Annotated in this window: 24 protein-coding genes and 1 pseudogene; 7 read left to right on the top strand and 18 right to left on the bottom strand. The window is 41.5% G+C overall.

The window, feature by feature from the left end; all coding sequences use genetic code 11:
• Positions 1-161: 161 nt before the first annotated feature.
• From AAEU30_RS01470 to AAEU30_RS01440, 7 genes are all read right to left on the bottom strand, one after another.
• Positions 162-1016 carry a mechanosensitive ion channel family protein gene (locus AAEU30_RS01470; RefSeq protein WP_421958968.1) on the bottom strand — a complete coding sequence of 285 codons (855 nt, stop codon included), beginning with the start codon at positions 1014-1016 and terminating at the stop codon, positions 162-164.
• A 219-nt stretch (positions 1017-1235) separates the two neighbouring features.
• Positions 1236-3551 carry a beta-N-acetylhexosaminidase gene (locus AAEU30_RS01465; protein WP_421958967.1) on the bottom strand — a complete coding sequence of 772 codons (2316 nt, stop codon included), beginning with the start codon at positions 3549-3551 and terminating at the stop codon, positions 1236-1238.
• A 33-nt stretch (positions 3552-3584) separates the two neighbouring features.
• Positions 3585-5033 carry a sodium:solute symporter family protein gene (locus AAEU30_RS01460; protein WP_421958966.1) on the bottom strand — a complete coding sequence of 483 codons (1449 nt, stop codon included), beginning with the start codon at positions 5031-5033 and terminating at the stop codon, positions 3585-3587.
• A gap of 164 nt (positions 5034-5197) precedes the next feature.
• Positions 5198-5581 (bottom strand): RidA family protein, encoded by a 384-nt coding sequence (locus AAEU30_RS01455; protein ID WP_087534022.1) that lies wholly within the window; start codon positions 5579-5581, stop codon positions 5198-5200.
• Entirely contained in the window at positions 5574-7043 is a 1470-nt protein-coding gene (locus AAEU30_RS01450) for an N-acyl-D-amino-acid deacylase family protein (RefSeq protein ID WP_421958965.1), read from the bottom strand. The genes AAEU30_RS01455 and AAEU30_RS01450 overlap by 8 nt, the downstream gene beginning before the upstream one ends.
• Positions 7044-7045: 2 nt before the next feature.
• Entirely contained in the window at positions 7046-7897 is an 852-nt protein-coding gene (locus AAEU30_RS01445; protein WP_421958964.1) for a MurR/RpiR family transcriptional regulator, read from the bottom strand.
• Positions 7898-7909: 12 nt separating this feature from the next.
• A complete protein-coding gene (locus AAEU30_RS01440) occupies positions 7910-9157 on the bottom strand; it encodes an amino acid deaminase (RefSeq protein ID WP_421958963.1) in 1248 nt (415 codons plus the stop codon).
• 201 nt (positions 9158-9358) lie between these two features.
• Here AAEU30_RS01440 and AAEU30_RS01435 point away from each other — a divergent pair, with 201 nt between their 5' ends.
• Positions 9359-12298, top strand: coding sequence for a TonB-dependent receptor (locus AAEU30_RS01435; RefSeq protein WP_421958962.1), 2940 nt, complete (start codon positions 9359-9361; stop codon positions 12296-12298).
• Between the two features lie 154 nt (positions 12299-12452).
• On the opposite strand, the gene AAEU30_RS01430 is transcribed toward AAEU30_RS01435, so the two are convergent.
• The 3 genes from AAEU30_RS01430 to AAEU30_RS01420 all read right to left on the bottom strand — a co-directional run bounded on the left by AAEU30_RS01430 (position 12453) and on the right by AAEU30_RS01420 (position 14886).
• Positions 12453-13172, bottom strand: a complete 720-nt coding sequence (locus AAEU30_RS01430; protein ID WP_421959036.1) for an SIR2 family NAD-dependent protein deacylase — start codon at positions 13170-13172, stop codon at positions 12453-12455.
• Positions 13172-14191: a Kelch repeat-containing protein gene (locus AAEU30_RS01425; RefSeq protein WP_421958961.1), complete on the bottom strand. Its 1020-nt coding sequence runs from the start codon at positions 14189-14191 to the stop codon at positions 13172-13174. Before AAEU30_RS01425 ends, AAEU30_RS01430 begins: the two co-directional genes overlap by 1 nt.
• Before the next feature lie 62 nt (positions 14192-14253).
• Complete coding sequence (locus AAEU30_RS01420; RefSeq protein WP_421958960.1) at positions 14254-14886, bottom strand: NAD(P)-dependent oxidoreductase; 633 nt, start codon at positions 14884-14886, stop codon at positions 14254-14256.
• A 130-nt stretch (positions 14887-15016) separates the two neighbouring features.
• On the opposite strand from AAEU30_RS01420, the gene AAEU30_RS01415 reads away from it, so the two are divergent.
• Entirely contained in the window at positions 15017-15901 is an 885-nt protein-coding gene (locus tag AAEU30_RS01415) for a LysR family transcriptional regulator (protein WP_421958959.1), read from the top strand.
• A 35-nt stretch (positions 15902-15936) separates the two neighbouring features.
• Here AAEU30_RS01415 and AAEU30_RS01410 read toward each other — a convergent pair whose 3' ends face one another.
• The gene (locus tag AAEU30_RS01410) at positions 15937-16788 is read right to left on the bottom strand and encodes a universal stress protein (protein WP_421958958.1); all 852 of its coding nucleotides are present in this window, start codon (positions 16786-16788) and stop codon (positions 15937-15939) included.
• Between the two features lie 10 nt (positions 16789-16798).
• Positions 16799-18283, bottom strand: coding sequence for a SulP family inorganic anion transporter (locus AAEU30_RS01405; protein ID WP_421958957.1), 1485 nt, complete (start codon positions 18281-18283; stop codon positions 16799-16801).
• 582 nt (positions 18284-18865) lie between these two features.
• Between AAEU30_RS01405 and AAEU30_RS01400 the strand changes: the two genes are divergently transcribed.
• The 3 genes and pseudogenes from AAEU30_RS01400 (at position 18866) to AAEU30_RS01390 (ending at position 20113) form a co-directional block, all read left to right on the top strand.
• On the top strand, positions 18866-19126 hold the full coding sequence (locus AAEU30_RS01400) for a type 1 glutamine amidotransferase family protein (protein ID WP_421958956.1): 261 nt from the start codon (positions 18866-18868) through the stop codon (positions 19124-19126).
• A 175-nt stretch (positions 19127-19301) separates the two neighbouring features.
• Positions 19302-19685, top strand: a pseudogene (locus AAEU30_RS01395) (DJ-1/PfpI/YhbO family deglycase/protease); the annotation flags it as partial.
• Positions 19686-19714: 29 nt separating this feature from the next.
• Entirely contained in the window at positions 19715-20113 is a 399-nt protein-coding gene (locus tag AAEU30_RS01390; protein WP_421958955.1) for a ribbon-helix-helix domain-containing protein, read from the top strand.
• 48 nt (positions 20114-20161) lie between these two features.
• On the opposite strand, the gene AAEU30_RS01385 is transcribed toward AAEU30_RS01390, so the two are convergent.
• A complete protein-coding gene (locus tag AAEU30_RS01385) occupies positions 20162-21277 on the bottom strand; it encodes an FAD-dependent monooxygenase (RefSeq protein ID WP_421958954.1) in 1116 nt (371 codons plus the stop codon).
• 103 nt (positions 21278-21380) lie between these two features.
• Here AAEU30_RS01385 and AAEU30_RS01380 point away from each other — a divergent pair, with 103 nt between their 5' ends.
• Entirely contained in the window at positions 21381-22268 is an 888-nt protein-coding gene (locus AAEU30_RS01380) for a LysR family transcriptional regulator (protein ID WP_421958953.1), read from the top strand.
• Between the two features lie 180 nt (positions 22269-22448).
• On the top strand, positions 22449-23117 hold the full coding sequence (locus tag AAEU30_RS01375) for a hypothetical protein (protein ID WP_421958952.1): 669 nt from the start codon (positions 22449-22451) through the stop codon (positions 23115-23117).
• A gap of 103 nt (positions 23118-23220) precedes the next feature.
• Here the strand turns inward: AAEU30_RS01375 and AAEU30_RS01370 are convergent, their stop codons facing one another.
• From AAEU30_RS01370 to AAEU30_RS01350, 5 genes are all read right to left on the bottom strand, one after another.
• Positions 23221-24318 carry a cell division protein FtsZ gene (locus tag AAEU30_RS01370; protein WP_421958951.1) on the bottom strand — a complete coding sequence of 366 codons (1098 nt, stop codon included), beginning with the start codon at positions 24316-24318 and terminating at the stop codon, positions 23221-23223.
• A 74-nt stretch (positions 24319-24392) separates the two neighbouring features.
• On the bottom strand, positions 24393-25127 hold the full coding sequence (locus tag AAEU30_RS01365; RefSeq protein WP_421958950.1) for a WYL domain-containing protein: 735 nt from the start codon (positions 25125-25127) through the stop codon (positions 24393-24395).
• Positions 25127-25366 (bottom strand): YfbU family protein, encoded by a 240-nt coding sequence (locus AAEU30_RS01360; RefSeq protein WP_421958949.1) that lies wholly within the window; start codon positions 25364-25366, stop codon positions 25127-25129. Before AAEU30_RS01360 ends, AAEU30_RS01365 begins: the two co-directional genes overlap by 1 nt.
• A gap of 307 nt (positions 25367-25673) precedes the next feature.
• Positions 25674-25919, bottom strand: a complete 246-nt coding sequence (locus AAEU30_RS01355; RefSeq protein WP_421958948.1) for a YfhL family 4Fe-4S dicluster ferredoxin — start codon at positions 25917-25919, stop codon at positions 25674-25676.
• 116 nt (positions 25920-26035) lie between these two features.
• Positions 26036-26956 (bottom strand): LysR family transcriptional regulator, encoded by a 921-nt coding sequence (locus AAEU30_RS01350; protein WP_421958947.1) that lies wholly within the window; start codon positions 26954-26956, stop codon positions 26036-26038.
• Positions 26957-26991: the final 35 nt, after the last annotated feature.

Below are 26991 nucleotides of genomic sequence, written 5' to 3'. Positions count from 1 at the left end.
GCTACCTGGGTAGGTGCGAGTTTACTCACAACAGAGATCACCGAGTTCATAGAAAAAACCTGTCAGTAATTAACTTTACAATTGTCTTCTCTATGTAGCGCGAAGAGCCTCCAGCCTTCGGTGGTCAAATACTATTGTCGCCATAAATGACGACCACCTATTTACACATCTTTATTAATCGTGATTGCCGATGCCATCGACTCCGAGATATGCAGCGTACGCTGCGGAAATGGAATTGTCAGCCCAGCTTCTTCAATAGACTCTTTTACTCGCTTATTTAAATCCCATACAGTTTGCCAATAATCACCGTTAACAGTCCAAGCGCGTAATTGAATATTTACCGCACTTTCACCGATTGATGCCACCATGACTTTTGGTGCAGGCTCCAATAATAAGCGACTCTCTGTTTTCGCGATTTCTCTAAGTACAGCTAAACCATCATCTATTGAGTCAGCAAATGAAATACCCACAACAATATCCATTCGCCTTTTACCATTACGGGTGAAGTTTTTGATATTTCCAGCCCAGACTTTTCCATTTGGTGACGCGATAAAAAGACCATCGGTGGTTTTAAAAATAGTGGTAAATAGATTTATTTCACTCACGGTGCCTGTTGTACCACTTGCATCAATAAAGTCTCCTACTTTAAAAGGTCTAAGTATTAGTAACATGATGCCTGCAGCGATATTACTGAGCGTATTTTTAAGCGCCAAACCAATGGCCAAACCTGCAGCTCCCATCAGCGCAATTAAGCTTGCAGTATTAACACCAAAAATATCTAAGATAAAAAGCCCAGCGATGATATATACCAAATAACTAACAACACTTGATAATATTGGTAATAAGGTATCGTCTAACTTTTTAAGCGGTGATTTGGAATTCTTAATTGCTCTTTTAACCGAGCGTGCAATTAAGACACTGGCAATAATTATCACCAATGCTAATACCAAGTTATACCCTAAAGTAATGATGGTATCTGAGTGGCTTTGCCAAAACACTAAAAGCTTATCTTTCATGTTATATTTCCGAAAATAATTGTTGTAAAAACAACACAATATAAAACTGAGCATTATGCTATAAAGCAGCCCAGTTTAGGTTCACTATTTAGCGAATGGCTAATAAAAGTAACTGACTTAAATTTGACCACACGCTGAGCGCGCGCGAGTATATAGTTATAGCGCTTATAAACCTATTATTTTATTCTATTTTCAAAAATATTAGATTAAAGCAATGCATTAACGGCTACAGCTCAACCTAGCCTGCTTTAAAAGATTAATTGATTGAACCACTTGCGTTATACTGCCATTGTTGATTTGAATAGCCTGCTGTGTATTCAATTTGTCTTTGTTCTTCAACGCTGAAATCACTTCTAAATAACTCGTTTGCCACTCCTTATTTGATAAAAACAACGACGGGTTTTTCTCTAACAAAGTTTGCCAGTTGTTAAGCTTGTTTGTTACTAAACTTAAATGCTCGTGATCACATGACTGTTGATAATCCACTATGGCAAAATCAAGTTGTTTTAACTGCAGACTTTCTACTGGCAAAACATTAACCAGCTTATCAAGCGGAGCATACTGATTATATTCATCACGTAAAAACGCTAGGTGATGTAAGGTATAATAGTGTGCAGGTTCAATAAGCTGACTAAAAACTCGTAACGTGTTGGTATCATCAGCGGAAGTTTTAGATAATGTTTGTAAGCGTTTATTTAGTTGTTGCTGATGCAATAGCCCTACTTTTTGCTCGGCGAAACGTTCCATTATCATTAATCGTGAATACATATCACGCTCATCCGTTAATTGCGCAGATGACCAAAAACGTTCGCCTATCGCGTATAGCCTTGGCCACAAGCGAGTGTCTAAGTTCTCTGTAGTGATAAGTTCAGCCCAAATCGTCGCTTCTCCACCAAGTACGTTACCCGCTTTCAGTGTATCTTGCTGACGCGATAATGCCGATTCCAGTGTTTGCATTGTTGATGTTGCTTTTGGGCTAACCGTTAATGGGTAAGGAGTATTACCTACCATGGCAATAGCACTTTTCCCTTTTTTTGAACCAAGTAATAATTTTGTTGGTCCCATCCAAGTGTCAATAGAAACAGCGGTATTTCTGTCGTTCATCACGACCTGTTTTGAAATAAATCCGCCTTTACCAACAATATTAACTAACGCCAATAGTTCATCTGCATTCGTTTTAAATAGTGTCACATCACCTTTAACTGCACTGCCTTTTAAGCGCTGAAGGCTAAAATTAACACTGCTAATTACTTGCTTTGCTGTAATTCGCTTTTCAGTAGGTGGATTGGGGTGGTTACGATAATGGTAACTAGTCCATTGAGGCTGATCGATATAAAAGCCACTGGAGAGTAAACCATCATAACCTGCTTCACGAATAGCCGCTAATGAATGATGACCTCGCCATGATTGCACCAAAGTATTTTTTGGTAAACTAGGGTGCAGTACTTCGTCCCAACCAATCATTTTTTTATTGTACTTTGCTAATATTTTTGCAACCCGTTGATTAAAGTAAGCATGTAATGCCGCACTGTCAGATATGTGCTTTTCTACCATATAAGCCTGTATTTGGCTGTTTGCTTGCCAATCACTGTCATCAACTTCATCGCCACCAATATGTAGATATGGATCAGGAAATAAGCCAGCTAGCTCAGCAACGACTTCATCTACAAACGTGTAAACATCTGGATTACTGGGGTCAAGCAAAGGTTTAAACACTCCCCAGTGTCGCTCCATATCAGTTAATGTCGTACCGCTACCAAGCTCTGGATAAGCAAGCACAATGCTACTTGCATGGCCTGGCACGTCAAACTCAGGAACGACTCGGATCCCCAACTTAGCCGCGTAAGCAACAACTTCTTTGATCTGACTTTGCGTATAATAAAGCCCGTCAGATGCGGTTTTATGTAGTTTAGGGTAGCTGTTTAACTCCACTCGCCAACCTTGGTCGTCTGTTAAATGCCAATGGAATACATTAAATTTAGCTGAAGCTAAACCTCGCAAAGTTCGCTTCACATCAGCTATGGGTAAAAAGTGACGAACACCATCAAATAATAAGCCTCGCCAAGGATAAGTTGGCTCATCATATATTTTCAAATTATCCAACTTTAGCGGTTGTTGAGCGCTAAATAATAGCTGAGATAGCGTTGCCAAACCTCTTAACATGCCATATTGATTAGCGCTGTTTAACTTTATTTTATTATCTGCAATCTCTAAGCTATAACTTTCATCCATATTTAGATAAGGAAGCTCATTCACAGCTTTTGAGATATTTATATGTAATTGCGCCTGCGCTGATTCAGTCAGCACTAACGTTTTAAATGAACTATTTATTAATGAATTTTCTAACAGCGGTTGTAATAACTCCACTTGTTCATTGGCAATATACACTTTGAGAGATGAGTTCAGCTTAGTTGTGCCGCTCAGTGGTTCTACCTTTGTAGGCATAGGCATTAAGGGCATTTTTACAGCAGCAAAAATGTAACTAGAGCAACTTAAAAAAACACTCGCTAAGATTAGTTTCATTATTATTTTCATTAGTTAATTCCTGTTCTTTTGTGGCTTTTATCACTAATCATGCTGCATTTCCTCACGCTGAGCTTTTAAAATAGCCAAAGCTTGCGCTGATGTGTGCTTTTGCATTGGAGTAACTAGAGTAACGATTACAGCGCATAATGCCGAAGCTAAAGTCGCGGGGATAATCGGGTTACTCCAAAATGCTTGCCACGTTGGAATTGCGATAATGGCCAGCGAAACAATCAACGACACGACTAAAGCAGCAATCGCACCTTGCCAGTTAAAACGCGGCCAAAAGTGACCGAGCAAAACACACACACACAAGCCAGACATCAGCGTTGCGATCATATTTGTTATATAGCCAATAACATCATTAGTCAGTAGCGCAAGTAACAGTGCAGTCCCGATGGTTAAAACCAATCCTATGCGCGAAAGGATGACCACATCTTTTGCATGGGGCATACGTTTAAACACTAAACTGTAGATATCTCGAATTAACACACTCACCGCAGCAATCGCATCTGAGCTTGCACTAGAAATAGTGGCTGATAGGCCTGCGATGATAACCAAAGCAGCTAGACCAAAAGGCAATAATTCAAATGCCATATAAGGGAATGAAAATGCACTATTCTCTAGTGTGGGGTTAAGTGCATAGGCAGCCATCCCGATAAGGGCAGGAACGATGGCAAACACTAAATATAACCCGCCAGATAAATAAAAAGACTGCTTTATACTATTTACATGTTTACCTGAATAGATACGCTGGCGAAACGAAGGAGCAACCAACACACCAACGAGTACCGCAAAAAATAATGATAACCCCTGCACAATCCCTATTTTATCAAGTGACAAAAAGCTTTGATTAAGAACTGGTTGAGCATTTGCCATTTGCGATAAGCCACCCACTTCATAAAGCGCGACTCCCGCCATTAAAAAAAAGCCCACAAATAAGACTATCGCCTGAATAGAATCAGTCCAAACAACAGCTACATAACCACCAATCACTACATAAATACTAAATCCTAAAGCTATAAGTAGTTTTGCCGAAAGCGGTGATAACCCAGTCAGCCACGCAAGATACATCCCACCACCTAAAATATGCGCCCCTAACCAGCCAATGCTGGCAACAAAAATAAATACCGCAATGGTGTTTTTAACCAAAGGATGAGCACCAACATAATAGGAGACCTCTTCACTCATGGTCATAAACTCATGATTACGCACTGGCGCAAACAGTTTTGCCAATAGTAAAATACCGCATGCTCCGCCTAAACCATAGATCATCCCTGCCCAACCATTATTATACGCAAAGCCAACAGCCCCCATTGACGAGCCAGTGCCCACCATAGTGGCAACTGTTGTGCCTAGCGTAAGAAAGAAGGGTAAATTACGCCCCCCTAGTAAAAAGTCATCCCCTCCTTTGGAATGTCGGCTAACCCACCAGCCAAACCAGATCATAAATCCTAAGTAGCCTAAAAAGGCCATTAATAGTTGCCACTTCATAAGATACCCTGCTCCACCATTCCACGCAGCGCTAGCTACAGCACGTCATTTTAATTACGTGATTGGTGATAATTATTATTCTGTTGATGACCTAAGAACGATTATTTTTTATATGTGCTCTTAGGTATAAATGTCAACGCTGTCATTGACGCGCTGACAAAACCTTAAGGTGCTTTATAACAGGTAACATCTACCTCAACTTTACAGTCGACAACTAAATCAGCTACCGCACAAATTCTAGCTGGTGGATGCTCGCCAAATACTTCTTTAAACACTTTATTAAACGACTGAAAGTAACGCGCATCAGTTAAAATTACTTTAACATGCGCAACGTGCTCAAGGCCGTAACCGGCTTCATCCATAATATCGAGGCAGTTTTGAATCGCTAAACGTGACTGGTCAATAATGCTGCCCTCAACCACTTCGCCATCTTTCATTGGGGTTTGCCCAGATACCATTAACCAACCACCGGCTTCTATTGCGCGAGAAAAAGGTAAATGCTGCCCACCTGTGCCTGTACCGCCTTCGATACCAATTCGTTTAATCATGTTTACTTGCTCCTAGTGATGTTAAAAATTTACCCGAATACGCAGGTAGGATCTGTTTATCTATTAATGTTGCTTGGCCGTTGGTCCACACGCGGTGAATACCTGAGGCTGGTAGTTCTGAATCGACAAATGTTGCGTTATCAATAACCTCATCGGCATCAAATAGCACTAAATCAGCAAAGTTACCGACTTTGACCACGCCACGATTCGCTAACCGATAATTAGCGGCACTGAGACCGGTCATTTTATGAATAGCGGTTGCCAGTGAAAAAATCCCTTCCCCGCGGCTATAATGTCCCAGCACGCGCGGAAATGCTCCCCATAACCGTGGATGCGGATGCGGGTCGCACGGTAAACCGTCAGAGCCGATCATGGTTTTATCAAACGCTAAAATAGTTTTTACATCGTCTTCGTTTAAACCGTGATATACCGCGCCCGCCGGTTGCAATTTTTTAGCAGCATCAAGCAAGCTCATGCCCCATTGCTTGGCTATATCTGCCAGTAATTGCTCAGCCACCTCAGGGTGCGTTTCTGACCAGGTAATAAAAATATCAAAGTCATCGGTTACTTGGTTTAAATCTAAGGTGCTGGAGCTGGCTGCATAAGGATATGCATCACAACTGCATTTTGAGTGCTCACCTTGCGCCGCAAATTTTGCCAATAGTTCAGGGGCACGCCCCCAATTATTTTTACCTGCACACTTTAAATGGGAAATAATCACTTTAATGCCAAACTCTTGCTCCATCGCAAATGCTTCATCCATCGCCTCAAGTACGGCATCAAATTCGGTGCGTAAATGCGTGGTATAGATCGCATGGTGTTTTTTCAAGACCTCGCCAAACGCGTGCACTTCAGAAGATGGTGATTGATTGGCATTTTTATAGGCAAGGCCAGTACTCAAGCCTAATGCGCCTTGGCTGAGAGCAAGATCAAGTTGCTGCTGCATTGTGGTTATTTCAGCTGCTGTAGCTGGGCGTAGTAAATCAACCATTACATTATTTCTAAGTGTTGTGTGCCCGACTAAAGCAGCCACATTGACATTAGCTTTTCGCACATTGTAAGCGTCGATATAATCGCGCAGCTGAGCAAATTTAAATTCAGCTTTATCACCTAATAGATTCATTGGATCTGGCGCATCCGTTGCTAACTCGGCAGGTGCGGCACTAATGCCACAATTGCCTGTAATAACCGTCGTTACGCCTTGGCTGATTTTAGCCGCCATATCAGGGTTTCTGAGTACTTCTAAATCATCGTGAGTGTGTACATCGATAAAACCTGGCGCTAAACACAGTCCATTAGCCTTAACTTTTTCTTTTGCTTGGTATGCAGATAACTCACCCAGTGCGACAATCTGCTGTCCTTTAATTGCAACGTCCATATGCACTGGCGCATTACCTAAGCCATCAAATACCTTTGCTTGATAGATAATGGTGTCTACTGGTTGCGAGATATCGTACTGCATCGTTAATCTCCTAGCGGTGCGCGATCAGGTCCTTGACGGTACTCATCTAGCTCATGTTTAATACGGCGCAGCTTCTCACGCGATTTTTTCTGCGTTAAAATAGCCACTTCACTGGCCAGAATGTCTACCGCAGCAAGCATGGCGTAGCGAGCCGTACTTGGCGTAAAAATATAATCGGATTCATTTGTTTTGATTGGTAAGTGAATTGTCGCTGTATCAGCAAGCGCACTATCAGGGCAAATAGCAATTACTTTTGCGCCGTAATCTTTGGCAATACTTGCTGCATCAATAAGATCGTTCGCAAGTCCTGTTAACGACAACACAATTACTACATCGCTCACGTCAACACTGGCTGCTGTCATACGCATCATCACGGGATCGCTATAAGCATTACTAAGTACATCAAGCCTAAATAGTCGGTTATGGCACTCTTGTGCTACTACTGAACTACCCCCTCCAACACCAAAAATGAGTGTATGACGGCTACCTGCAATACAGCGTGCTGCTTCTTCTACTAAAGACTGTTCAATAAGCCCAGCATTGATATCTAAAATATTGTGAATTGCTTGGTAAATTGCCGGAATATCTTCACGGGCTGAGGCGTTTTCACTTATAAAACGCTCCCCAACTGCCAGTGATTGCGCAAGCTGTAGCTTCATATCCCGTACGTTGTCGCAGCCTAATGCTTTTGCTAAGCGCGTAATTGACGCATGGCTCACTTTAGCGCTCAAAGCTAAGTCGCTAATGCTTGCAGATGCTGCATATTGCAGATCGGTTAAAATTAATTGTGCAACGAGTTGCTCTGATTGACGTAAATGGCCTAAGCGCTCTTTAATTCGCGAAACAATATCCAATTAATTATTCTCCTAAAAATACGTATCAAAGATCTCAATAACGTTATAGTCATCATCTATGACATTAATATAACGCCATTTATCAAATGTAAGACATGGGTGCGAAGTTGCAAATGCAATAATATCGCCCACTTTTAGTTGTTCAGTGTCGGTATAAGTCAGCATGGCATGTTGATCCATTATTTGTTCAACTTTCCAGTCGGCTCCTGCAGGTCGTACTGTACCAGATTGATCTACATATAAGTTGGGGATGGGTAATCCAGCATCAAAAGCGACATCTCGCTTACCCATACCAATAATGGCACGACCAGGCTCCGGCAATGATTGCACATACGCCCAAATCTCTAAGCATGACTGTAAGTCACTGCCAATATTGCATGCCAGCGGGTTACGCGCTAACACGCTCTGTTGTGCTTGTTGATAAATCCCTTGATCATGGGCTACGTAACAACCTGGGCGGATCACTGGAGTCATATTATCTAGCAAATTTTGTGGTGCAAATGCATCGCACACTAAGTCATACCAAGCAGAGCCACCAGCAGTAATGATTACTTGCTCTGTAGCGAAAGCCTGTTGAGCTATCAAAGCTTTACATTTTTCGACCGCATCTGCTAAAAATGCAGTCACTTCACTTTGCGTACTCAATACGCCTTCATATATTTCAATACCGGCAAGCTGTAATGCAGAAAACTGCTTGATATGCGCGGTCAATTGTTGAAGCTTTTGAGCATCAATTACACCACAACGCCCGCCAGGTACTCCTAATTCAATCAGCAATTTAACTTGTAAACCTTGCTCACAAAAGAATTCACCAAGGGCTGTTACATTGCTAACATCATCCACTAAACAATAAAAATCAATCTGATACTGTTTTAATAAATAGCTAAGCTGCTGCATATTGGCTTTGCCAACTAATTGGTTGGCCATAATAATACGCTCTGCACCAGCGCGAGCAGCCACCACAGCTTGTTGTACCGTTGCAATAGTGATCGCGTAAGCACCTGCATTTAACTGTTTTTTAAAAATACCCGGTGCCATAGTGGTTTTACCATGCGGTGAAAACTCCACCTTACTTTGCTGTGCAAACTTTGCCATCCATGCAATGTTATTATCTAACCGAGTTTGGTAAATACACGCACAAGGCAGACTCACCTGTTGTTTTGCAACACACCAACCACTATGAGCAAGCTCATCACCGTTACCCAAACCTTTATTGCTAGTATCAATACTATTTCTACTGTTCATTACTGATTGCTGCATAACTAAAACTCTTATCTAAAATCATAAAGTTAGACTACAAGCTCACAATTAAGATCAAAAAACCATCAAATGTTAATGTAATTGTTGTTGCATTTTGCTTGAAAGTAATGTTAATTAATAACAAGTAAATAGTCAACACTTGTTATTAATTAACAAGAAATAATAATCAACGTTTAAAAATACAGGATGAGGTATATCAACATGAATATTAAAAACCGTCGCCAAGCCACGCTAAACAGGAGCGTAATAGCAAAAACAGTAGCCACTATTCTTTGTGGGTATACCAGCTTTGGGGTGCTTGCCGCTGATGTAAGTTCAGTTGTAAATGATGAAATAGAAACCATCGAAGTACGTGGTATTGCTGCCAGTAACAAACAAGATATTAACAACAAACGGTTTAGCACTGGGGTAATGGACTCAATTACCGCTGAAGACATTGGTAAACTGCCCGATGTAACGATTGCCGATACGCTGCAGCGTATCCCAGGGATACAAATTCGTCGCTCCGCTGGCGAAGGTTCAACGATTAACGTACGCGGTATGCCGCAAGTAACCACTCTGTTAAATGGTGAGCAGTTTTTAAGTGCGGGTTCAATTACCACTCTGCAACCCGATTTTACCGATGTACCAGCCGCATTACTCTCAGGTATCGACGTGCTTAAATCACCGCAAGCAGATACTCTAGCCGGTGGTATTTCTGGTACATTGGATTTAAAAACACGCAGACCCTTTGACCTTGACCAAGGCACAACGTTTTCACTGACAGGGGAAGCCACTCGCGGTAGTTTATCAGAACAAACTGACCCTAAATTAGTCGCATTTGCCGGTTACAACAACGATAAATTTGGCATTATTGTCACGGCGGCTTATGACGAAAGCACCTTAGCAAATTACCGCAATGGCACCATTTTAACCTCTTCAGAAATACAAAATGAAACCGATCGTGATTTTAACGGTGACGGTGATTTTAACGACAGCTTTTACAGCCAACGTTTTTATGGCGTAATGGACCGTGAGACTGAACGTGATCGCTTAGGCTTAAACACGACTATTCAATATCAAATTACCGACACATTCACGTTTACTGGTGACTTGTTTTATACAAAAATGGATGACGCCGATCGTAAGCAAGGGGTGATGGTTGATAATGCCCGTGGTTCTATATGGGCGTATTCTGATAGCTTTATTTCCCGTTTAGATAATGATCAGGGCGGACAAATATACACAGTCAACGAAGCTAACTTAAAAGTTCGCCGTGTTAGTGCCTACTCTGAGAGTTTAACGAACGATCGTGAATCAACCAACGCCAGCTTTTTATTCGAATACCAAGGTGATGGGCCACTTTCTGGTGAGTTTAGGTATATTCATGGCTCAGCTGAGCGCAGCCATACTGAAAACGTTGCCCATGGCTTTTTGACCTCCGGCGCGCAACATGGTTTACTGAAAAATCATGGCGATGGCATTACCCCTGTTAACCCTAATGGTTACGGCCCAGAAGACGTTGATGTGAGCTTTTCGCGCAGTGGCGAATACCTCACCCTTGGTTTTGCTGAAGGCTTTGGCAATGATATAAGCCAATATAATCTCGTTTCAACCTACTCTGAAAATAACTTTGAAGAAGAGGCCACCCTTGATGTTGCCCGTATCGATGGCCATTATGCCTTTGAGACAGATCACCTACAGAATCTTGATTTTGGTCTGCGAGCATCAAAACGAGACGTAGAGCGCGAAACCTATATTCTCGTTGCACCATTTACCACCGGCGACATTAGCGCAGACGTAATGTGGAAGGATTCAGGTGCCTCATTGGGTGATACCAACGGCGATGGCGAAAATAGCGTTGCAGGTGGTGATTTAACGCTCGGTAAAACCAACTTCTTTAGCGATATGCCTAATGGTTGGGTTAACCAAGTGAATGGTTTAGGCCCAGGTGGAAGTGGACACAGCTTTTACTTAATCGATCCTAAAGTAATGGACGATCCAATGGCATTTCAAAATGCAATTTACCCGGGTAACAAACGCTTAGCTAATCCGTCTCGTACCTATCAAGTAGAAGAGCAAACCCAAACCGCCTATTTTAAAGCTAACTTTGCTGGCGAATTAGGGGATTTAAGTTATACCGCTAATATTGGTGCGCAATACATTAAAACTGAACTCGACATGCTACAAAACCAACTCGGTTCAGCACGCCCCTGCTCCCTATGTACTGCCAGTGAAAAAACCGGTGAAAAGTGGCTAAATAGAGATTATTCAGACTTTTTACCCTCTATGAACTTTAATTTAAATGTCACCGATGACGTGATTTTACGTGCTGGTTACGGCAAGACCATGACCACGCTTGATATTGGAAAGCTTGCCGGTGGTATCAGTGTTGGTCGAACGCGTGCTGGTGACGTACTTGCCGCCGAACTTGGCGTTAGTCCTGATTTATTAGTTGCCGTACAAGGCACACAAAATGGTAACCCTGATCTAGAGCCATGGCGCGCAACTAACTATAACTTATCTGCTGAATGGTATTTTAATGACAGTGGCTTATTAAGTATTTCAGCATTTTTAATGGATATAGAATCCTTTGTTGAAAACGGCATTGTCATGCAAGGTTTACCTGATATTGATGGCGTTACTCGCCGTGAAGTACCAGTAAGTACCGAAATTAATGGCCAAGGTGGTGACATAAAAGGGTTTGAAGTCGTTTATCAGCAAGCATTTGACTTTTTACCGGCACCATTTGATGGCTTAGGGACGTCAGTTAACTTTACTTATGCGCCAAGTGACAGCGCTAACGTTGACGTTTATGGCGAAAGTTTACCAATTCAAGATAATTCAGAGAAATCAGCCAATGCCGTACTTTGGTACGAAAAAGGCCCATTACAACTGCGCCTTGCAGCTAATTACCGTAGCGATCGCTTAGACAGCTTAAGCTCACCAATGGGTGAAGGTGTCATGCCATTTTGGACCGACAGTACTTTATATTTTGATATGTATGCCGGCTATGAGTTTGCAGAGGACATGAGCATCTATACCTCAGTGAGTAATTTAACCGAGGAAAAAGAAGATATTTATGCGCAATGGTCAGATCATGTGATCACTCAAAACATCTTTGAGCGCCGTATAACCTTTGGTATTCGTACTCGCTTTTAATTGTAAATCAATTAGATAGTAACAAATTTGGTACACTTCTGCCCAGGAGATAAAAGCTTAATACAGAATTAGAGTAAGTTTTTATAAACAGCACAGCGCTGTTTTGTCAAATACAAAAACCAGTACTGTTGATAACGCTGTACTGGTTTTTTACTTATCCCTGCTGTTGAATATACTCCAATGCAGTCATTTTTTTATAACTGACATTTGGGTGCATAACATGTGTAGGCTCGGGATCAACCACTTCAATAGGGATATCGTAGCTACGAGAAATATCCAGTGCCATTTGGGTAATATTGACGCTAAACGACGTGCCCATAAATACAATTTTGTCAGCCATAGTCATACGCTTTTGTGCTTCACTAATACGGTAAAGCTCGGTGTAATATTCATCAAATAAAAGTACAAATGGCTTTAACGATTGATTCAGCACAGGCTGGTGGTTTTCAATTTTGAACAACTCTAGTAACGAATGGTGCAAACGGCTTTCGTCTACGTGATCCCAAGGGGTTGTTTGTGGTGTGACATCATCGCCCTGATGATGAAACAGCGTCATTTGATCAAGCCGGCCATGAATGGCAATGTAATTAGCATTCCCTGCTTTGCCGTCTAGGCCATCAATGTTTTGCGTGATTAAGTTTTTATCACTCAGCCAATGATGTACTTCATTAGGGCCATGGTTACGATATGTGGCAAAGCGATGGTAATACCACGATAAAAACTCTTTTGGATTATTTTCATACATTGCGCGAGTGGCCATTTCCATCGGCGTATAATTTTTACTGCCAATGGTCCAAAACCCATCTTCACCACGAAAAGTAGGAATACCACTTGCGGCGCTTACTCCAGCGCCTGTTATATAAAGTGTGTTCATCATAGCTCTTCTACTTTATAGCCAAGCACCTTAGTGGTTACTTGTTGTTGATTATCCATGCCACCAATGCGATATAAGATGCCACCATGCTCAAGTAAACCACGGTGATCCATGCTTGGAGTTTTAAGCGACGAGTGTATTTTCCAACGGTTATTCGCTATATCAAAGCGCCATACGTGGCCGCTTGCGGGTGCAGGCTTACCGTTATAACCCATGCCATTATAGTTGTACGGATTGGCTGAACCACCAAGCATATAAATAGCGCCATTATAACTACTTGCAGCCATACGGTAATGAGCAGTGCCTGTTGGGTGCTCCAAAGTACGCCAATCAATTTTTAATGGATTACTCTCATCAATCGTGCCTTTTAAGCATTGCGCAACCGCGGCAAAGGAGCGGCGTTTATCAGCATTCGCTTGAGTTTTAACGCCATCACAAATAACAATGGTATTGCCACTAATGGCTGCTGCTTGGCCAAATACCGGCTCACCTAAAAACGGCGAGGCTTGCTGCCATGTATCTGTTTGTATGTCGTATACTTGCACTAAATTTACGTTACCATCATTGTGCCAGCCACTCACTAAATAGATATAACGCTGCTGATAGCTCAATGCGACGCTGTCATCCACCGGCACCGGCATATTGGCAAGTTGAGTATAGCGGTCATTTTTTAAATCATAACGATAGACATCTGGGCTAGATATTTCTGTGTGATCACTATTTACTGTATAGCCACCGAACACGTAGGCATATTCACCCAATCCAACCGCGGTGCTCGCTAAACGCCCTTTTGGTTGCAAACTACTAGGGACTGGAGATTTTGCTTGCCATTGTTTATCACCAAGCTTTAAAGCCCATACTTTGTTATGCACGCTGTGGCGATCTTTATTTGCACCTAAGCCCATAAAGCTTAAAAAATACGCTTGTTCATCAACAACAACTTTTGCGACGGCATTATTTGCAACAGGCTCAGGTAAGGCGGGTAAGCTTGCCAAGGCAAGGGAAAAAAGTAGGCTCATAAATATCATTCACTGATCAAGTATTGATTAAGAATAACATTTATGTGCCTTTGGAAAAAACCTTAATAAGCCACACTGATGCGCTGATTAATATGCGCGGCATTTTGCGCTTCATCTATCATAGCAATGGCGTAATCTGTAACCGATATTTTACTCTCACCCTGCTCATTAGTAAAAAACGCATCGCCACCAATACGGTACGAACCTTCACTTGTGCCCGGGTAAATAACCGCCGCAGGGCTTACAAACGTCCATTGCGTAGTTGTTTTTGTCGCCCTGAATATCTCCAAAGCTTCACCTTGTGCAAGTGCCTCAGCTTTATATTCTGCAGGAAAATCAGCTGATGATACTAATGTAACACCAGGTGCTGCCTCTAAACTGCCTGCCCCACCAACCCACAATAAACGAGTACTGCTACCTGACAATGCAGTTAATAAACGCTTGGCCGTTTGCGCTACTAATTCATGATTACCCGCTGCACGTCCGCCAATTGAGGCAATCACTACATCAGCACCAGCAAGTAAAGGGGCTATATCATCATCTGACTGTAAATCGAACGTATTTAGCGTCACGTTTTCAGCGGTTAATTTATCAGGGTTTCTTACAATTGCAGTTACTTGGTGGTCACGAAGTAACGCTTGTTTGGTGAGCTCACCGCCAATCCAACCTGTTGCGCCTAAAATAGTAATATTCATATTTGTATCCTCAAAAAGTATTTATCATCTGACTGAGTAGCAACCTCAGCTGTTGATAATCAGTTTACTTGTTTACTAATTGATGATAAATAAACCTTATAGATACACATTAGTTCACTTTAGGATACTAATGGACAAAATAATTGCAATCCAAAGCTTTGTTGAAGTTGCCCGTTGTGGCAGCTTTACAAAAGCAGCTGACAACTTAGAGCTGAGCCGCTTACAAGTCACCCGCCACGTACAAGACATTGAACAGTGGCTAAGCTTGCGGTTATTTCATCGCACCACACGTCAAGTCAGTTTGACCAATCAAGGCGAAGAAGCACTTGCTTATTGTAAAAAAATACTCAGTACCGTATCGGATTTGCAAAGCAGAGCCCATAGCCATAATAACGAGCTCGTTGGCACAATTAGGGTGGCAGCGCCTATTGGTATTGGGCAAAACATGCTGTTTGATGCAATCGAAGAATTTGTTGCAATGCACCCAAGTACGCAGTTTCAACTGGTGCTCTCTGACAGCTTATCGCAATTGGTCGATGAGCGTGTAGACATTGCTTTACGTTACACTCATCAACCCAATGAACAGCTCATTGCTCGTAAATTAATGTTTATAAATACAGTTATGTGTGCATCTCCTGAGTATTTAAAAAGCAAAGGTGACATCACAACACCGCAAGATTTATTGCAGCATAATTGTTTGCTACACACAGGCAGTGCAACATGGCATATTTTAGGCGAGAATTCGGATGAAAAAATCAGCGTTAAAGGCAATATTAGCGCCAATGATATGTCGGTATTATGCAAGGCTGCAATTAAAGGGATCGGGGTAGTAAATTTGCCTTGTGATTTAGCACAAGAATATTTAAAAACAGCACAATTGATTAAAGTACTGCCTAACTACTCAACCCCAGGAAGCCATTTATGGGCCGTTTATTTATCGCGTAACTATCAACAAAGTTTGGTGAGAGCGTTTATTGATTTTTTAGCCCAGCGTTGGCAACACGATATACTATAAACCTCAGCAGCATTAAACTGCTGAGGCCAATAGGTTTAACGTAGCACGATTAACGGTAACTGCGTATTTTCAATCATTTTCAGTGTGTTACTACCGAGTATTACTTGCCTAAGCTTAGAATGTGCAAAAGCACCAATGACAACCATATCAACAGCATGGTTTTGTTTATAAGCCATGAGTGAATCAAAAATATTGCCTGTTAGATAACTCGCTTCAACCTCAAAGCCATGCTCGACTAACAATGCTTCCGCCGCTTTAAACTTACTATGCTGATCGCTGACATTATTTTTAACCGTCACTAAGTGGCACTTTAAGCCTTGCAGTAACCCGCCTTCAATTATGCGTTGTACCGCTTTGTCTGCTGTTTCTCTACCATCGTAGCAAAGTAAAAAGCTATCAGGTTGTTTAAAGTCTTGATTGGTAATCAACACGGGCGTATGAACTTGACGAATAATATGCTCAATATGCGAGCCCAGCGCTTTAAACGATGTACTGTGACCTTGTCCACAACGGCCAAGTACGATTAACCGAGCATCCGCTTCCAAGTCACAAATGGCATCTGTAATGGTGCCATGGCGCTGCCTGCTTTCAACCAATTCATGGCCTTGTGCAACCGCTCTTTGTGTAGCATGCTCAAGTAACTCTTTGCCTAATTGCAGCGCAAGTTTGCTCTGCTGTTCATCAAGTTCAGTCATTTGCTCAAGCAATGCAGAACGTGCACCAAAGCCAATCGCACCGCTGAGATTCTCATAATGCGCTTTTTGGTCCTTTTCAATAGCGTGTAAAAACACCAACGCCTTAGTTAATTTATTGGCAGCCCAAATGCCCGCATTACACACCGATTGCGTGTAGTTTGAGCCATCAATACAGGTAATTACTTTATTCATTTTTAACTCCTTAATGGCCAGCCATGAGTTTTTCTACTTGCTGTGGATCGTTATGAACGGCAAATTTGTCAACCATAGTCGCGGTCGCCTCACTCATACCGATTATTTCAACTTCAGCGCCTTCACGTCTAAACTTGATCACTACTTTATCTAGTGAAGTAACCGCGGTGATGTCCCAAAAATGCGCATGGCTTAAATCAATCACTACTTTATCAACCACTTCTTTAAAATCAAACGAGGCGAGAAATTGCTCACTTGATGCAAAAAACACCTGACCGATTACATTATATGTACGCTGCTTATCATTTTGCTGAGTTTGCACCACCATAAAGCGGCCAATTTTATTCGCAAAGAATAACGCTGACATCAATACCCCAACAAACACACCTATGGCTAAGTTATGAGTGGCTACAACAACAGCAACCGTTACTATCATCACCAAATTGCTCGATAACGGATTCGTTTTCAGATCCCGTATTGAGCTCCATGAAAAGGTGCCTATTGATACCATGATCATCACAGCAACCAATGCAGCCATGGGGATTTGTTTTAACCATTGGTCTAAAAACACCACCATGAACAATAAAAATACCCCAGCAGTAAAGCAAGATAAACGCCCTCGCCCACCAGATTTAACATTAATAATGGATTGGCCAATCATGGCACAACCTGCCATTCCACCCATTAAACCCGCGCCAATATTAGCGATACCTTGGCCTTTACACTCTTGGTTTTTATCACTCGGCGTATCTGTTAAGTCATCAACAATGGTTGCTGTCATCATCGACTCTAATAAACCAACCACAGCTAAACCTATCGAGTAAGGTAATATTATCCGTAGTGTTTCAAGGTTAAGCGGTACATCTGGCCATAAAAAGATGGGTAATGTATCAGGCAGCTCGCCCATATCGCCAACAGTGCGAATATCCATGCCCATAAACATCGCAAATACGGTAAGTGTCACAATGCACACCAGTGGAGAAGGAATTGATTTACCAATCACAGGTAAGTAAGGGAATAAATAAATGATCCCTAAACCCGCGGCAGTCATAGCATAGACATGCCAAGTCACGTTAGTAATCTCAGGCAATTGCGCCATAAAAATGAGGATTGCCAAGGCATTTACAAACCCTGTTACCACAGAGCGCGATACAAAACGCATTAAGCTACCAAGCTTAATAACTCCCGCCAAAATTTGAATAACCCCGGTCAATAGCGTCGCAGCCAGTAAATATTCAAGGCCATGGTCTTTTACTAACGTCACCATTAATAGAGCCATCGCACCGGTTGCCGCTGAGATCATTCCAGGTCGTCCGCCCACAATGGCAATAATAACCGCAATACAAAATGAGGCATACAAGCCCACTTTAGGGTCAACCCCTGCAATTATAGAAAACGCGATAGCCTCAGGAATTAACGCCAATGCAACCACAATACCCGCAAGTAAATCCCCACGAATGTTAGCAAACCACTCGTGCTTAAATTTTTCGAACATAGAAAACCTTATTTTTTGATATCGAATTTATCAAAAGCTGTGCAACAAACTTCCCACCTAATAACCCGCCAAAACCAAAGGGAGCTTCTTAAGTAAAAATACACACATTAATTAAATTGATAAAATTCGCACAACCATAAATCCATTACTGCAACACATAAACGCAATACATAAATGTAATGACTGAAAATGAAAAGGGTCGTTTAATTTTTTGGATGGTGCATAAGCGCACCTGCTGAAAAACAGTAACTGATAACCACTAAAACATGGCAAAGAAAAGAGGGGAAAACCTAGGGCGGCGTAATGCGCAAAATACATACCTTTAGCAATAATAATTGACGAAATAATAGGTTAATTAATCTGCAAAATCAATTGAAAATATGCTGTTTTGTGCCAGCGAGGTTAAATGCCGACTAAATAATGAGTAATCGTAATTAAACGTTACTCGCTTGCATGCGCTTGAGCTATTTTGTAGTACTCCTATATTACCTGTTCTATATTTAGCTATGTTCTACTAACTGCTCAGTGTATTTAAACAAGTGTTTAAATACGTTTACGCACAATTAATACATGGAGCTACACATGGCTAAAGTACTAATGATCACCGGTGACTTTGTAGAAGACTATGAAAACATGGTGCCATTTCAGGCATTACTCGCAATGGGGCATGAGGTTGATGCTGTCTGCCCTGATAAAAAAGCGGGTGATACAATAACAACGTCAATTCATGATTTTGAAGGCGACCAAACCTATATACCCAAGCCACCTCAAGATGCAGAATTCAGCGTTTCACAGGGGCTTAATATCAAGGCATTACTTTGCAGGAATGGCACTCCCTTTTAAGAAGTAACAACGATGAGAGTAAGTTCCTGTGAAGCGCCCAAAGGGTTGGTTTAAAAGCGATTTATACTGCGTTATTGATTTTAACAATAGAACCACTATTACTTGCAATCAATGCCTTGCCTAAATCGCTTTTAACTCCAACTGAAACTCGCATCTTGAGGTGGTTTGGGTATACAAAAAACGCGGCCATAATTTTGCGCTCAATGCGACATTTGCCGAGCTTAATGTAAATGACTACGATGCACTGTATTTACCCGGTGGTCGTGCCCCTGAGTATTTACGTTTGAACGAAAAAGTAATCGAAATTATTCAGTACTTTGCCAAGGCTGATAAACCTATCGCTTCTATTTGCCACGGCCCACAGTTACTCACAGCAGCTGGAGTCATAGAAGGTAAACAAGTATCTGCCTATCCTGCATGCCAGCCTGAAGTAAAAATGGCCGGTGCAGAATATGTTGAATTACCTATGGATGGCGCAATTACCGATGGTAAATTAGTCACAGCGCCAGCTTGGCCTGCGCATCCTGCCATGCTTAAGCAATTTGTGGCATTATTATAATCTATAATCGCAGCCTCAAGAGGTAACCTATGTGCCAACTATTTATCAATGCCGACAGCCAATTATGGACTTGCCGTACTAAATCTTTACGTATTGATGGGGTGGTTACCTCCATTCGTCTCGAGGAATTCTTTTGGGATATTTTAGCAGAAGTCGCATTTCGCGATCAGATGAGCGTTAATCAAATGATCACTAAACTCTATCTTGAATCTCTAGATGCTGATCATGACATCGGTAACTTCACCTCATTTTTACGGGTCTGCTGTTCGCGTTATTTATCGCTGGTCGCTGACGGTGATCTAGCCAGAGAAGATAACCAAGCCCTCAACGACCTCGATGCTCAAAGTGTGCTTGAGCAAGAACAGCTTCGCGCAGCTCTACGTAAAAGCCGCTTTGGTGTTGATACATCAAAGTCATCTATCAACTAATTTTGTTTGGAAATAGCCATAGCGGCTAATGTAAAAAACCGAAATACGTTAATTATCTAACCCCTGCATCCATAACGTTACCAACTGCTGAGCAGAAATAGCCAAAGCTGGCGCCTCATTATTATGTGCTTTGCTAGTAAAAATTTTCTGCGCGACTTGTCGACCTACACGTTGAGAGGCTGAGACTTTATCTACACGTTGTTGATAAAACGTCATTAAAGCGAGCTCTAAATCATCATGCTTTTCTAAAACCCGAACAAGATGCCAAGCATCTTCAAGCGCCTGACACGCCCCCTGGCCTGAAGTAGGAAAAGGAGCATGAGCCGCATCGCCAATAATAAGCACGTTGTCTTGGTGCCAATATGGCAACCGGTCAATATCGTGTACAAAAATTAACTTGAGTGAATCTTTATTATAAGATTTGAGAACCTGTTGCACCTCAGCTGGCCACGTTGAAAAACGCTGATGCATTTCCTCATACCAATCACAAAGCGGTCGTGTTTTATCAATATCGGCACTCCACCCAGCAGCCCAGTAACAAAGGTCACCTTTGACAGGCACAATACCAAAGCGCTCGCCAGCTGTATGAAAATCATGGATCACATTATCTAAAGTGCCCAGCTTTAACTTGCTAATCGCAATAATATTAATAAATCCCTGATACTGAGGAGTCACTTTTTCAGCATATAAAAATTGTCTTACCACTGAATTCATCCTCCCATCAGCACCCACCACTAAATCAAAATCTTGTTTTAGTTGGGCAATATCTGATACGGTTATTGCGCTGTTAAAATGTATGTTTACCCCTAAATCAGCTAATGTGCGGTCCAGCACACTCATAAGATCACGGCGTAAGATACTGACACTAGAAAAGCCACTCAGCGTGTTTATTTTCGCAATATCAAATTCATTTTGCACTGCGCCATGCTGATCGAACTGACGCATATACACAGGCATACCACCGAGTGCTTGGATCTGTTCATATAAACCCATTTTCTGTAACACAAACATCGCATTAGGCCATAGTGTGACCCCCGCTCCAATCGTCGAAATTTTACTATCGCGCTCAAATAAGCTCACCTGATAGCCTTTTTGTGTAGCAAGAATAGCCAGCGCTACACCACCGATACCCGCACCCACAATAGCAATTCGTTTACCGTTCATATTATTTACCTCAATAATTAACTAAGTAGCCATTATTACTAAGCCATTATTTAAGATAAATAAGCTATAATTGCGTTATCAATCCCATATTTTGAGTTAATTAATGATAGATAAAATCGAACTGCAATGGTTAATCAGCTTTCAATGCGTTTATGAACAATTGAGCTTTAAACTCGCTGCCGAGCAATTGCAATTACCTACATCGAATGTCAGCCGTCATGTTGCGTTATTAGAGCAGCAACTTAATTTAAGGTTATTACAACGTACCACCCGAAAAATGGTGGCAACCACAGCGGGTAAACAGCTTTACCAATCTATCAGCCCACTGATACAGGCAATGGATGATTCGCTAGAAGAGCTATCTTTGCATGGAGAGTCTCTTGCTGGGCACCTTAAAATCATCATGCCTGATCTGCCTTTTTTAGCTGAAATTAGCGCAGAGTTTTGCTCTATTCACCCACAAATACAATTAAGTTGTGATACCCAATTAAACCCTAGTGAAGGGTTGCTAGAAGGGTTTGATTTAGTGCTACGCTTTGGCCGCGGACCATTAGACAATTCAGGCTGGATTGCTAAAGAGCTGCTGCGCTGGCCCAGTTGCATTGTTGGCGCGCCACAACTGATCAGTAATGGACCTGTACCGCACTCGCTCGATGAGTTAGCTAAAGTCCCGTGTATTACGAGTTTATCTGTACTGCAGGGCATGCCTTGGCGCTTTAAACAGCAACAAGCAGCGCACGTAAAATCAAACTTTAAAGTAAACAGTGGCAACATGGCCAAAGCCGCTGCACTCAAAGGGCTAGGCTATGCAATTTTACCCACTCACGCATGCCAAGAACATATAGAAAACGGTTCATTGATCAACATTAAACTCGACCATGAGCCAGAAGATCTGGTGCTATATGCATTCTATGCAGGCAGAAAATACCCGCTAGAAAAGGTAAAAGTTTTTTTAGAATTTTTAAAGTCTAAATGCGCAACACTGCAATAGAATTACGTGATGTACACACAAGCTAAACACGGAAGTATAAAAACAACCTTGGTATATTCTGGGTCGCACCACCCAAAGTAATTGATAATTATTTGCATTCAATTATACATTACCATATAGTTTGCATGTCTCTAATTTATAGCCTACCTCAGGTTAGTCAATTCTTAACAAGGAGTTAAAATGAAAAGCATCGCTACACCTCTTACATTTCTTTTATTGCTTAGCGCAAGTCACCTACAAGCACATGAAATTTGGTTAGAAAAGCATAACAATACGCAGGTTAAATTATTTTTAGGTGAACCTGGAGAGCCGGAATCTGGTGATGAAATTGCAGGTCTAAAAAATACAAAAATCTATATTAATGAAAAAAAAGACTCCTTTCCTATCACACAACATTCAACTCACTGGAGCGCAAATGTTGCACATACTGGCGATATACTTGCTACAGTTGATGACTTATGGCAACCATGGGATCTCGAAGAAGTACCTGTATGGCAATTCTGGAAATCACCTAAACAGCAAGCCGCTAAGTTATTTGCTAAAGCGGGGAGAAATAGTACGCAAAGTAAAGTAGAATTTGAGTTTGTGCCTATAGAGCCACAGAGCAACACGCTTACCCTAACCTATAAAAACTCCCCTGTCGTTGAACATGATGTAACCGTTTTAACGCCAAGTAAGACTAAAATAAAAATGACAACCAACAAAGACGGTCAAATCACAGTAAAAACCGAACAAGTTGGTTTATATGTCGTATCAAGTGATTACCCAGTGAACGGTGAAGCTGTGATTGCTGGCAATAAAGTTGATAGCACTTACAATATTACTAGCGTGACGTTTCAAGCAAACTAATAATAAATAACATCCTAGTAAGCATGAATGTAAGTTAATAGTCTACAGGTTGAGCATAAGCTGCCTGCGCTCAATCTGTAGATATTCGGCTCAGATATTGTCATTAATTTACATTGGGCGGCGGGGCTTGATTACGGATAAATGCGGGTATATCAAAAATATCAGAGGCTTGCGGTTGAGTGATCACTGCTGCCGATTGTTCTGTTTCGCTGCTAGGTGCTTTATCGAAAGGATCAACAACCATCTTCGCGCTTGCCCCTGTCGCTATAATCAATAATTCATAATTGCTGGCTAAATTTTCGATTTTAGACACTCCGCAAATCACCAGCGCATTTGGGCTTACTTGTTGGCGGACCGTGTCGGTGATAAGGTTATAACTGCCCAGTGAAATCTCATCTTTACAATTAACTTGCACAATAACACCCGAGCTAGATGACATATCCACTTGATTAACTAAGGGATTATTAAGGGCACTGTCAAGTGCAGTGGTAAATTCGCCTTCGCTATCACATTTGCCCACGCCTAAAACTGCATCGCCTTGGCAATCCATGATTTTAGCAAAGTCGTTTAAATCAACATTTATCAAACCTTGATAGCACAGCATATCGATCAATGACTTAATTAGTGAGTGTAATATTTGATTGCTGTGTTTAAATGCGTCAAACAAGCCCACATCATTACCTAAAACCTCAATAAGTTGATCGTTTGGAAGCATAATCACCGCATTGGCATGCTCTTTTAGCGTGTTCAACCCTGCTTGTGCAACGTTTGATCTAAGCTGCCCTTCACTGCTAAAAGGCAATGTAGCAACAAATATAATGGGTTTACCTTGCTCACTAGCAAGTTGTGCAATGTAAGGGCTAGCGCCAGTCCCAGTACCGCCACCCAACCCTGTTGCACACAGTATTATATCGCAGCCATTAATGAGCGTTAAAAGCTGCTCTTTACTCTCTTCTGCCGCTTGCAGTCCAACTTTGGGATCGGCCCCTGCACCATAGCCATGAGTGAGCTCTGCACCTATTAGTACTGCTTCATCACTTTGAGTATGCTCAAGCACTACTTTGTCAGTATTAACACTAAATAACTTTGCTTGTTTACTCTCGCGCTGCTCATAAATACTGTTTAACGTATTACAGCCACAACCACCAATGCCAAATACACCAATAGATAAACCATCTTGTTGCTCAATTAGTTGAAACATAACATCTCCTTCATCTTTAAAAGGAGCATAACAAATGGGTGCGTCAAAAATTGACGCGCCCAAGTTAATTAGCGTTATTGATAGTTACTAGCAGCCGCTTTAAGCTTTGTAGTGATTCTTCTCCTAATTTGATCAGGCTTTATCACTTCAAGCCAATGAGCACATTTAAATAGCTCATCGGTTAGCTGCTCTGTATCAATCGTTTGGTAGGTATGTAATACGCTTTTATCGTCAACCTGTTGCTTATCAGTCAGCTCGCCAAGCTCAATAAACCCTTGATTAACCGCCGAATGATTAGGTACTTTTACGACTAACTCAATCGCCTCTTGCTTCATACCTTTATTAATCGCGCTACGTAACGATTTCAATTGCTCAATACTGGGCTCTCGTCGTGTTTTTTGCAGGATATGAACATTGCGAATGCGATAAATCGGCATTTGATAGCATTTATCGTGAAGTGACCCCACCATAAACTGCGCCATTAACACACCGCCTTGTTCAACCAAGTTATAAAAACTCAATTCAGCAAATTTTAACCAATGTGCCTCATCGTACAGCAATCTATAAAGCTCAGCGCTCACTGCACGCTTATGCTTAATCGCATGCTCAATTTGCGCCACTAACTGAGTATCAATATTCACTTTTAACGAAGGTTTAGGCAGGGTTGCAAGCCAATCGGGCACATGACCATTAAAACGCTTAAGCGCCTGCTCCGCTTTAATACGTACAGACTGTTTAACATCGCTCGGTACAGAATCCGGTAGTAACTGCTCCAACAACAAGTAATGCTCCGCCACTTCGCTGCTCATTACTTTTGCGTTACCACCTCGCCACTGCGCATTGATGGACCAGCCATAGGGCTTACTGCGGGTATCTTTTTCAAGACCGAAGCAACCTGCTCGTATAAAGATTGCAGGTCACGTTGGAGCATACGGGTTGAAATATCAAAGCCACGTTCAATCAATTTTTGTTGTAGTTTTTGAGTCGAAAAGCTCTGAGGATTAATTGGAATCAGTTCTAAAACAGAGAGTATTCTGAACGTGCCCATTAGAGACCCTTTCTTTAAAATCATAAGTAATTGCAATAAATGAATAAACTATATTTAGTTATAATTACAACTAAGCAAATATGTACTACAAACTAAAATCGTAATTGATAGGGAATAATTTTAATGCACAGTAAAAGCGTTTTCTCCAATATCGATACCAAAGATCATACCGAAAAAACGTTATTTTTTTGAGGTTTAATTATGAGTATATAAGGGTTTTTTATTGATAATAACAAACGAGCAGTATGGTTAAGAAGGCCGGAATTTTAGTTTCGCAACCTTATTTAACATAAGACCAATCAATAAACTAACCCGTTAGCCTTACATATTTCTCTGCCAGTTCATCGATACTTTCGCGATGATTAGGATCGGGCTTTATACAGTCAATTGGGCACACACTTACACAAGTCGGTTTGTCGTAGTGGCCTACGCATTCAGTGCATTTTACTGGGTCTATTTGGTAAATTTTAGCGCCCATATAAATAGCTTCATTTGGGCACTCTGGGTCACACATATCACAGTTAATGCATTTACTATTTATCAGTAAAGCCACTTTCTAACCTCATTAATTAGAGCTTGTACTTCTAGCACAAAATTACAGCCGCGAATTATGCTTTTATTGCAGTTTTTGGTTATTGATCTGAATCAATATCACATTAAATGTTTTAGCTAGAGCAAGTTAGACTCATTTTTTACTTGCAGTTTTTGTACTAAAAAATCAACCGCGGCTTTTACTTTTGGCACTAAATAGCGTTGTTTTTGATAGAGCAAATACACGGCCATTTCAGCATTTTGACTAATGGTGAGTGGGTGCTCAAAGTTAAGCTCCTGCAACTGGCCAGACTCAAGGTATGAAGCCAGTGCCCAGCGAGTTGACATTAAAATACCTTCCCCGTTGCAGGCCTTTTTTGCCAACCACGAACCATTATTTGAAATTACAACCGCAGGCCCTGAAACATCATGCCATTGATCATTAATATGACATAACCAAGGAGTGGGCCCAAAAGGTGCTTTAAAATAAAGTCCTTTATGTTGTTTTAATTCCATGACATCCGTAGGCGTGCCGTATTTGTTCAAGTAAGCAGGTGAAGCTACAGGAATAAAGCCATTATCCATGAGTTTTATTGCGAGCACTCGCTCATTGGGTGCGTACCCGCCACGAATAGCAATATCTACATCATCACGGCCCAGTGTTGATAACTCATCACTTAAACTGACATCTAATATAATTTCAGGGTATAGCGCGCTGAATTCATCTAGCAATGGGAGCAATATTTTGTCGCCAAAACTTACCATAGAACTGATGGATAAGCGTCCCATTGGGGTTGTTTGATAGCTTCGTACGGTTTCATTACTTTGTGCTAACTGAGCTAAAATTTGCTGCATATCATTATAATATATTTGCCCTACCTCAGTTAATTTCACTAACCGGGTTGAACGCTTTAATAATGTTGCACCTAAGCTTTTTTCTAAATCGGCAACTCGGCGTGATAACGAAGACGGCGGCACCTTAAAAAAATGAGCGGCTTTAGTAAAGCTGCCGGTTTCGACCACTTTACTGAAATAACGAATTGCGCGCAGTTGATCCACATTACTCTCCAAAAATTAACTCATAACACTTTACC

Origin of the sequence: Pseudoalteromonas mucoides, assembly GCF_049257175.1 — a bacterium.
GTDB lineage: Bacteria > Pseudomonadota > Gammaproteobacteria > Enterobacterales > Alteromonadaceae > Pseudoalteromonas.
The sequence above is the reverse complement of the archived record's forward strand: the minus strand, read 5'-3'. Positions and strand labels throughout refer to the sequence as shown.

Bases quoted from the DNA above. Each gene is read 5' to 3' on its own strand.
- AAEU30_RS01440 (WP_421958963.1), bottom strand. From the start codon at position 9,157: ATGCAGCAATCAGTAATGAACAGTAGAAATAGTATTGATACTAGCAAT.
- AAEU30_RS01365 (WP_421958950.1), bottom strand. From the start codon at position 25,127: ATGAGCAGCGAAGTGGCGGAGCATTACTTGTTGTTGGAGCAGTTACTA.
- AAEU30_RS01470 (WP_421958968.1), bottom strand. From the start codon at position 1,016: ATGAAAGATAAGCTTTTAGTGTTTTGGCAAAGCCACTCAGATACCATC.
- AAEU30_RS01415 (WP_421958959.1), top strand. From the start codon at position 15,017: ATGGACAAAATAATTGCAATCCAAAGCTTTGTTGAAGTTGCCCGTTGT.
- AAEU30_RS01435 (WP_421958962.1), top strand. From the start codon at position 9,359: ATGAATATTAAAAACCGTCGCCAAGCCACGCTAAACAGGAGCGTAATA.
- AAEU30_RS01410 (WP_421958958.1), bottom strand. From the start codon at position 16,788: ATGAATAAAGTAATTACCTGTATTGATGGCTCAAACTACACGCAATCG.
- AAEU30_RS01420 (WP_421958960.1), bottom strand. From the start codon at position 14,886: ATGAATATTACTATTTTAGGCGCAACAGGTTGGATTGGCGGTGAGCTC.
- AAEU30_RS01360 (WP_421958949.1), bottom strand. From the start codon at position 25,366: ATGGGCACGTTCAGAATACTCTCTGTTTTAGAACTGATTCCAATTAAT.
- AAEU30_RS01450 (WP_421958965.1), bottom strand. From the start codon at position 7,043: ATGCAGTACGATATCTCGCAACCAGTAGACACCATTATCTATCAAGCA.
- AAEU30_RS01460 (WP_421958966.1), bottom strand. From the start codon at position 5,033: ATGAAGTGGCAACTATTAATGGCCTTTTTAGGCTACTTAGGATTTATG.
- AAEU30_RS01370 (WP_421958951.1), bottom strand. From the start codon at position 24,318: ATGTTTCAACTAATTGAGCAACAAGATGGTTTATCTATTGGTGTATTT.
- AAEU30_RS01455 (WP_087534022.1), bottom strand. From the start codon at position 5,581: ATGATTAAACGAATTGGTATCGAAGGCGGTACAGGCACAGGTGGGCAG.
- AAEU30_RS01430 (WP_421959036.1), bottom strand. From the start codon at position 13,172: ATGAACACACTTTATATAACAGGCGCTGGAGTAAGCGCCGCAAGTGGT.
- AAEU30_RS01380 (WP_421958953.1), top strand. From the start codon at position 21,381: ATGATAGATAAAATCGAACTGCAATGGTTAATCAGCTTTCAATGCGTT.
- AAEU30_RS01425 (WP_421958961.1), bottom strand. From the start codon at position 14,191: ATGAGCCTACTTTTTTCCCTTGCCTTGGCAAGCTTACCCGCCTTACCT.
- AAEU30_RS01465 (WP_421958967.1), bottom strand. From the start codon at position 3,551: ATGAAAATAATAATGAAACTAATCTTAGCGAGTGTTTTTTTAAGTTGC.
- AAEU30_RS01385 (WP_421958954.1), bottom strand. From the start codon at position 21,277: ATGAACGGTAAACGAATTGCTATTGTGGGTGCGGGTATCGGTGGTGTA.
- AAEU30_RS01400 (WP_421958956.1), top strand. From the start codon at position 18,866: ATGGCTAAAGTACTAATGATCACCGGTGACTTTGTAGAAGACTATGAA.
- AAEU30_RS01405 (WP_421958957.1), bottom strand. From the start codon at position 18,283: ATGTTCGAAAAATTTAAGCACGAGTGGTTTGCTAACATTCGTGGGGAT.
- AAEU30_RS01375 (WP_421958952.1), top strand. From the start codon at position 22,449: ATGAAAAGCATCGCTACACCTCTTACATTTCTTTTATTGCTTAGCGCA.
- AAEU30_RS01390 (WP_421958955.1), top strand. From the start codon at position 19,715: ATGTGCCAACTATTTATCAATGCCGACAGCCAATTATGGACTTGCCGT.